The following is a 7,201-nucleotide window of genomic DNA, read 5'->3' on the forward strand; positions in this document are numbered from 1 at the left end:
TATTGACTGACCGGTCAGAAAACCAGAGGCGAAAGACCCGGCGCAAGGCTGCCATGCGCCGGGTTCATGGGACGATCAGCCGATCCGCAACATGCGGTGCTTCTTCTTGCCGATCGAGACCTTCAGCCCGTCGCCCACCGCATCCGCGTCCAGCATCAGCTGCGCGTCGGTGACGGGTTCGTTGTTCAGGCGCAGCCCGCCCTCGGCGATCAGGCGCTTGACCTCCTTGCCCGAGGGGGCCAGCCCCGACTGGACCAGCGCCTGCACGACCGACAGCCCGCCCGACAGCGAGGCCGCGTCGATCAGCGCGACCTCAAGATCGCCGCCCGCGCCGCCCTGCTCAAAGACCGCGCGCGCCGTCGCCTCGGCGCTGGCGGCGGCTTCGGCGCCGTGCAGCAGGGTCGTGACCTCATTGGCCAGTCGCACCTTGGCCAGGTTGATCTCGGACCCGCCAAGCGCGCCCAGACGGTTGCATTCGTCCAGCGGCAGTTCGGTATAGAGCTTCAGGAACCGGCCCACATCGGCATCGGTCGTGTTGCGCCAGAACTGCCAGAACTCGTAGGGCGAGAGCATCTCGCCGTTCAGCCAGATCGCGCCGCCCGCCGACTTGCCCATCTTGCGCCCGTCGCTGGTGGTCAGCAGGGGCGAGGTCAGGCCCCAGATCACCCTGTCATCGACGCGCCGCGTCAGGTCGATCCCGTTGACGATATTGCCCCATTGATCCGACCCGCCCATCTGCAACTGACAGCCATAGCGGCGGTTCAGCTCAAGGAAATCATAGGCTTGCAGGATCATGTAGTTGAATTCCAGGAAAGACAGCGACTGCTCGCGATCCAGCCGGGATTTCACGGATTCGAAGGACAGCATCCGGTTGACGCTGAAATGGCGCCCGATCTCGCGCAGAAAGGTCAGGTAGTTCAGGTCGTCCAGCCATTCGGCATTGTTCAGCATCGTCGCCGCGTCCGGGCCGTAATCCAGATAGCGGTCAAAGACCTTCTGCATGCCGTCGATGTTGCGCTGGATCGCGGCATCGTCCAGAAGCGGCCGCTCGTCGCTGCGGAAGGACGGATCGCCCACCTTGGTCGTGCCGCCGCCCATCAGCGTGATCGGACGGTTGCCGGTCTTCTGGAAGATCCGCAGCATCATGATGTTCAGCAGATGGCCCACATGCAGGCTGGCCGCCGTCGCGTCATAGCCGATATAGGCCGTGACCGGACCGGCCAGCAGCGCGCGGTCCAGCCCCTCGTAATCGGTGCAGTCGGCGACATAGCCGCGCTCGATCAGCTGGGTGAGGAAATCGGACTTGGGCGCGTATGTCATGGGGCTGTTTCCTTCTGTCTGGGCGCGATATACCCGGCGGGCTGGCAAAGGAAAAGGCGCGATGATCCGGGCTCTGGGAATGATGTCGGGGACCTCGATGGACGGGGTCGATGCGGCGATGATCGAGACCGACGGCATCCGAATCGGCGCCTTCGGCCGCAGCGCCTTTCGCGCGACCGGCGCCAACGAGGCCGCGATGCTGCGCGCGGCCCTGGGCCGCTGGCCCGGCGATCCCGGCGTGGCCGAGGCCACGCGCCTGTCCGAGGATGCCCATGCCGCCCTTGCCCGCGAATTCCCCGAGGCCCAGCTGATCGGCTATCACGGCCAGACCCTGGCCCACGACCCGCGCGGGCGCGGCACGCATCAGGCGGGGTCGGGGGTGCGGCTTGCAGCGCGGACGGGCAGGCCGGTCGTCTGGGATTTCCGCACCGAAGATGTCCGTCAGGGCGGCGAGGGCGCGCCGCTTGCCCCGTTCTTTCACTGGGCCTGCGCGGTCTGGGCGCTGGAGCGTGGGCTGATCCGGCCCGCCCCGGTGGCCTTCCTGAACCTGGGCGGGGTGGGCAATATCACCTGGGTGAACCCGCTAGCCCCGGCACCCGAGGCGCCGGGCGCCTGTCTGGCCTTTGACACCGGGCCTGCGAACGCGCCGCTGAACGATCTGATGCAGGCGCGGCGGGGCGTGACGCTGGACCGCGACGGCGCGCTTGCCGGGGCAGGGCGCCCCGATCGGAAGGCGCTGGAGCGGTTTCTGGCCGATCCCTGGTTCGACCATGCGCCGCCCAAATCGCTGGACCGCGACCATTTCGGGGGGTTGTCCGGATTGGTGGCCGGGCTTTCTGACGCGGACGCGGCGGCAACGCTGGTTGCAGTGATCGCGGCCTCGGTTCAGGCGGGACTGCGCTGGTTGCCGTCGGACCCGCAAGCGGTGCTGGTCTGCGGCGGAGGGCGACGGAACCCCGCGATCATGGCCGCGCTGGCCGCGCGCCTGTCGGCTCCGGTGCTGCCCGTCGAAAGCGCGGGCCTCGACGGCGACATGCTCGAGGCGCAGGCCTTCGGCTGGTTGGCCGTCCGCGTGATGCAGGGCCTGCCCACATCAGGGCCAGACACGACCGCCGCGCCCGGTCCGGTCTGCGGCGGGCGCATCAGCCAACCGCGCTGAACTGCGACCTTGGGTCATTGTTCCTGAAAAATCGTCCTTTCCAGGGTTGATAAAGATCAGCGGAACGGGGCGCTTCCGGCTCTGGTTGTCGGGGCAGTGCTGTGCAGCTGCACGGCGAACAAACGGAATGAACAGGAGCCCATCACATGAAGCACTTCATGCTGACCGCCGCCGCAATTGCCCTGACGACCCCCGCCTGGTCGCAGCAGCCCACGACGACCGAGGCCCCCGCCGATACGATGCAGACCGCCCCGGTGCAGGACGGCGCGACCACGGAGACCGGCACCGCCACCGGCACGATGGGCGGCACCGCCCAAGACGGCACGATGGGCGGCACTGCGCAGGATGGCACGATGCAGGATGGTGCAACGGGCATGACCACCGAAACCACGCCGGGCATGGCCCAGGACGACGCAGTCATGACCCAGCCGGGTATGGACCAGTCCGACACGGATGTCACGATGACCCGTCGCAGCAGCGCCGAACTGGGCGCGACCCTGAGCCCCGAGAACCAGGGCATCACGGCGTCGTGGCTGACCGACCGGTCCGTCTACACGACGAACGAGCCCTCGAGCAGCCAGTGGAACGACGTCACCGGCGGCACCCGCCCGGATGACTGGAACGACATCGGCGCGATCTCGGACCTCGTCCTGACCGCCGAGGGCGAACTGATCGGCTATGTGGCTGATATCGGTGGCTTCCTGGGCCTCGGTACGCACACGGTCCTGCTGAACGGCGATATGCTGCACGTGGCGCGCTTCGACGACGAGATCGTCATGGCCACCAACTTCACGCAGGAAGAACTCGAAGCCATGCCCGAGTTCGACCCGAACAACGTCATGGCTGATTGATCGGCCGACACGCGAAACGGCCCCGAAGCATCGCGCTTCGGGGCTTTTTCATGTCCGCTCGGCAGGCAAGGATCGCAGACCAGCGCCTTGGCCGACAGCAATCGGAAAGCAGAACCGGTCAAGCGCAACGCGAAGATCTGTGCGTTGTATAATCCGAATTATGTTACGAATGACTTATATCCCAGCCGTTAACCTGGTTTCGACCCTTGCCGTTGTTCCATCGAGACAGCAGGATCGCCACACACCGCACGGAAAGGTCGATCATGGCAGTCTCACCCCCTGTATGCGATTTCGGCGCCCCTTGGCATCCCTTTGCCTTGCCCGGCACGGATGGAGCCATCCATAGCCTCGATGACATCAAAGGGCCGCGTGGCACGCTTGTCATGTTCATCTGCAACCATTGCCCTTATGTGCAGTCGGTCCTCGACCGCATCCTGCGCGACGCGGTCGAATTGCAGCAGGCCGGGATCGGCGTGGTCGCGATCTCGGCCAATGACGCCTCGGCCTATCCCGAAGACGCGCCTGACCGCATGAAGGCTTTGGCCGAGGAACGCGGTTTCACCTTTCCCTATCTGCATGACGAAACCCAGCAGGTCGCACGGGCCTACGGCGCCGAATGCACGCCGGACTTCTTCGGCTACAACGCTCATGGCCAATTGCAATATCGTGGCAGGCTCGACGCTTCAGGCCGCAAGGCGGCAGCGCCGGATGCAAGGCGCGAATTGTTCGAGGCGATGATCCAGATCGCCAAAACCGGAAAAGGCCCGCAAGATCAGGTGCCTTCGATGGGTTGCTCGATCAAGTGGAAGAATCTCTGAATGTCGCCTTGCCCCGTCATCTTCGACCTCGACGGCACGCTGATCGACAGCGCGCCCGATATCCATGCCTGCGTCAATGCCGTCCTGCGCGAGAACGGCGTGCCGCTTCTATCTTTGCCGCGCGTCCGCAGCTTCATCGGTGGCGGCGTCGAGATTCTGTGGTCGCGTGTCATCGCCGCCTGCGGGATCGACCCGGTTCATCGCCGCGATCTGGTCGCGGCCTTCATGGCGCGCTACCACGATGCGACCACGCTGACGCGGCTCTATCCTGGCGTCGCGGAAGCTCTGGCGGAATTGGCGGCGGCGGGTCATCCGCTTGGGATCTGCACCAACAAGCCGCTTGGCCCGACCCGTGCGGTGCTGGATCATTTCGGCCTGGCCCATCTGTTTCCGGCGGTGATCGGCGGCGATTCACTGCCGGTGAAAAAGCCAGACCCCGCGCCTCTGCGCGCGGCCTTCGAGGCGCTCGGCGCGCAGACCGGCATCTTCGTCGGCGACAGCGAGTTCGACGCCGAAACGGCTGCCGCGATGGGCGTGCCCTTCCTGCTCTATACCGAGGGGTATCGCCACAGCCCGGTGGCGGATCTGGTCAGCCACGCGCATTTCAGCGACTTCGCGGCATTGCCCGGTCTTGTGGCACGGCTCAGGGCTCAGGCGGGCGATCTTCGGCCCGCACCGCAGCCGGCGCCTTGACATCAGCCACCGAAAGGGCTGAATCGCGCGACAGCATCAAGAGAGGTCAGCCATGGATCTGCGTCAACTCAGCCCGAACCTCGCCGTTTCGGACCAGATCCAGCCCGAGGATATCGGCGCGCTGGCCGAGGCGGGCTTCAAGGTTCTGATCAACAACCGCCCCGATCCAGAGGTCGGTCCCGGCATCGACCACGAAGCGATCTCCAAGGCGGCGGCCGATGCCGGGATGCGTTATCATTATCTGCCCTTCACGCCGGGCGAGATCACGCCGCAGCTGATCTCGGGCTTCGGCACCGCTTTGGCCGATCCCGGCCCGACCATCGCCTATTGCCGCAGCGGCAACCGCTCGACGGTGCTCTGGGCGCTGAACCAGGCGGGCAAGCAGCCAGTGGATGAGATCATCGCGACCGCCGCAGCGGCCGGTTATGATCTGGCGGGCGTGCGTCCGTTGATCGAGTCGCTGGCAAGCCGGAGGGCCTGAGCATTCGGCCAGTGCCGTCAGGCAGGGCGCGACCGCCCTGCCCCTTCACCGTTCCGATCAGGCCGGAACGCCAAGCGCGCGCTTGACATTGGCCGTCCAGCCAAGTGCCTGATGATCGTCCGCGCGGATTGCCGGGCGTTTCATCACCGAGGGCTTTGCCCCCAGCATCGTCACCAGATCCGCGGCCCGTTCTTCCTCGGACATGCCGCGCCAGGTCAGACTGGCCCGGTTGATGATCTTGTCGCCGAAATCCGCGACCAGCGCCTTGCGCTCATCCTCGGTCAGAGGCTCTTTCTGCACGTCGCGGAAGGCGACGCTCCAACCGTGTTCCTCAAGGCCGGCAATCGCTTTCTGACAGGTCGAGCAATGCGAAAGACCGAACATCGTCAGTGACTTGGACATGATTTCCTCGATCAGATGAAGGGAACGAAAGGCACCCCGCAGGCGGAAAGGATCAGCAGCAGGGACAGGGCCAGAAAGGGGCGCATCAGTGGGAACTCCGTTGAGGTTGCGCGCACTATTGCCGCAGGGCGCGCCGCTCACAAGTCACATTTCGCCGTGCTCGCCCCGATGCAGCTTTTGTCGCACGCGCCGCATTCCGGCCCAGGCCACGATGACAACCAAAGGCGTCAGCACGGCGATCAACGCGCCCTTGTCCAGCCCGATCCCCGAGGCCAGCGGCGCCAGACCATAGGACAAAAGGCCGATCGCGTAATAGCTGATGGCCACGACCGACAGCCCCTCGACCGTGTGCTGCAGCCGCAATTGCAGATCGGCGCGGCGGTCCATCCGTTCCATGATCTTCTGGTTCTGGGCGCGACGTTCCACCTCGACACGGGTGCGCAGCAACTCGCCGCTGCGGCTGGCCCGCGCCTGCATCTCGGCCAGACGCGCCTCGGCGGATTGGGTGGTGCGCATGGCGGGCAGATAGCGGCGGCGCATGAATTCGGTCAGCATCTGCATCTGCATGAAGCGCGTCTCGCGCAGGACCTCGATCCGGTCGCTGACGATGGCCTGATAGGCGCGCGTGGCACCAAACCGAAAGCTGTGCTGGGCGGCCTGCGCCTCAAGCTCGGTCGCAATGGGCAGCAGGTCGTGCAGCACTTCCTCGGCGGGGCGGGCCTCGTCGGCCATGCTTTCGACCAGCGCCGACAGCCGCCCCTCCAGCGCGTTCAGCCGCGTCGTCAGCGACCGCGCCCGCGTCAGCCCCAGCATCGAGGCCGCGCGATAGGTTTCAAGCTCGACCAGACGGTGGACAAGCCGCCCGATCCGGCTTTCAGACACGCCGGGCCGCACAAAGACGGCAAAGCGCATCCACCCATCGGGATCGATCCGGAAATCGCTGGCGATCACGGCGGATTCCTCAAGCACCCAGACCGCCGCAAGGCTGTCCGCGGCGAACCAACCCGCAATCCTGTCAGGAATTTCGGCGGGGTCATCGGGTAGCAGATCCACCTGCACCATCGCCGCCGCGATCCGCAGCCCCGGCGCCGCGTTCTGCCAGGCATCCGGAAAGATCGAGGCCGCCGACGGATCGAAAGGCCGGATCGGCAGGCCCGGCGTCATGGCCATGTAGGTCACGAACTCGGTATGGCTTTCCCATTTCAGTTCGTGCCGCCCCAGCCGGCCCTGATAATGGCTGTCCGCTGGATCGGGGCGCGGCCCGCCATGACGCGACACGATCTCGGCCAGATGGGCATGGTCGCGCGCGCGGTCGCGATTGGCGGCGTCGCCGCGTTCCTTGAAGGCCAGAAAGACCGCCGTCGCGGGCGCCGTCAGACGCGGCGAGGGCCGGGCATGCAGCTCGTTGACCAGCGCATAGCGCATCGGGTGTTCGGCGGCCGAATTCATGCGCCTCTCCTTGGTGGCCCTTGTGGAG

General features: G+C 65.9%; 8 protein-coding genes. 5 read left to right on the forward strand and 3 right to left on the reverse strand.

Annotated features, from left to right (window positions below):
* Positions 1–75: 75 nt before the first annotated feature.
* Complete coding sequence (tyrS, locus tag ACTZWU_RS05845; protein WP_444736405.1) at positions 76–1,320, reverse strand: tyrosine--tRNA ligase; 1,245 nt, start codon at positions 1,318–1,320, stop codon at positions 76–78.
* Between the two features lie 61 nt (positions 1,321–1,381).
* Between tyrS and ACTZWU_RS05850 the strand changes: the two genes are divergently transcribed.
* The 5 genes from ACTZWU_RS05850 (at position 1,382) to ACTZWU_RS05870 (ending at position 5,322) form a co-directional block, all read left to right on the forward strand.
* On the forward strand, positions 1,382–2,479 hold the full coding sequence (locus tag ACTZWU_RS05850) for an anhydro-N-acetylmuramic acid kinase (RefSeq protein ID WP_444736406.1): 1,098 nt from the start codon (positions 1,382–1,384) through the stop codon (positions 2,477–2,479).
* Positions 2,480–2,625: 146 nt separating this feature from the next.
* On the forward strand, positions 2,626–3,330 hold the full coding sequence (locus ACTZWU_RS05855) for a hypothetical protein (RefSeq protein WP_444736407.1): 705 nt from the start codon (positions 2,626–2,628) through the stop codon (positions 3,328–3,330).
* A 263-nt stretch (positions 3,331–3,593) separates the two neighbouring features.
* Positions 3,594–4,148 (forward strand): thioredoxin family protein, encoded by a 555-nt coding sequence (locus tag ACTZWU_RS05860; RefSeq protein ID WP_444736408.1) that lies wholly within the window; start codon positions 3,594–3,596, stop codon positions 4,146–4,148.
* The gene (gph, locus tag ACTZWU_RS05865) at positions 4,149–4,841 is read left to right on the forward strand and encodes a phosphoglycolate phosphatase (RefSeq protein ID WP_444736409.1); all 693 of its coding nucleotides are present in this window, start codon (positions 4,149–4,151) and stop codon (positions 4,839–4,841) included.
* A 52-nt stretch (positions 4,842–4,893) separates the two neighbouring features.
* Positions 4,894–5,322 (forward strand): TIGR01244 family sulfur transferase, encoded by a 429-nt coding sequence (locus ACTZWU_RS05870; protein ID WP_444736410.1) that lies wholly within the window; start codon positions 4,894–4,896, stop codon positions 5,320–5,322.
* A 57-nt stretch (positions 5,323–5,379) separates the two neighbouring features.
* On the opposite strand, the gene ACTZWU_RS05875 is transcribed toward ACTZWU_RS05870, so the two are convergent.
* Together ACTZWU_RS05875 and ACTZWU_RS05880 are read right to left on the reverse strand one after the other, a co-directional pair.
* A complete protein-coding gene (locus ACTZWU_RS05875; RefSeq protein ID WP_444736411.1) occupies positions 5,380–5,724 on the reverse strand; it encodes an arsenate reductase family protein in 345 nt (114 codons plus the stop codon).
* 144 nt (positions 5,725–5,868) lie between these two features.
* Positions 5,869–7,173 (reverse strand): DUF3422 family protein, encoded by a 1,305-nt coding sequence (locus ACTZWU_RS05880; RefSeq protein WP_444736435.1) that lies wholly within the window; start codon positions 7,171–7,173, stop codon positions 5,869–5,871.
* Positions 7,174–7,201: the final 28 nt, after the last annotated feature.

Origin of the sequence: Paracoccus sp. NSM (genome assembly GCF_052379855.1) — a bacterium.
In the GTDB taxonomy this organism is placed as follows: domain Bacteria; phylum Pseudomonadota; class Alphaproteobacteria; order Rhodobacterales; family Rhodobacteraceae; genus Paracoccus.

Coding starts and splice junctions, on each gene's coding strand:
- ACTZWU_RS05880 (WP_444736435.1), bottom strand. CDS start 7,173: ATGAATTCGGCCGCCGAACACCCGATGCGCTATGCGCTGGTCAACGAG.
- gph (WP_444736409.1), top strand. CDS start 4,149: ATGTCGCCTTGCCCCGTCATCTTCGACCTCGACGGCACGCTGATCGAC.
- ACTZWU_RS05850 (WP_444736406.1), top strand. CDS start 1,382: ATGATCCGGGCTCTGGGAATGATGTCGGGGACCTCGATGGACGGGGTC.
- ACTZWU_RS05855 (WP_444736407.1), top strand. CDS start 2,626: ATGAAGCACTTCATGCTGACCGCCGCCGCAATTGCCCTGACGACCCCC.
- ACTZWU_RS05870 (WP_444736410.1), top strand. CDS start 4,894: ATGGATCTGCGTCAACTCAGCCCGAACCTCGCCGTTTCGGACCAGATC.
- ACTZWU_RS05860 (WP_444736408.1), top strand. CDS start 3,594: ATGGCAGTCTCACCCCCTGTATGCGATTTCGGCGCCCCTTGGCATCCC.
- ACTZWU_RS05875 (WP_444736411.1), bottom strand. CDS start 5,724: ATGTCCAAGTCACTGACGATGTTCGGTCTTTCGCATTGCTCGACCTGT.
- tyrS (WP_444736405.1), bottom strand. CDS start 1,320: ATGACATACGCGCCCAAGTCCGATTTCCTCACCCAGCTGATCGAGCGC.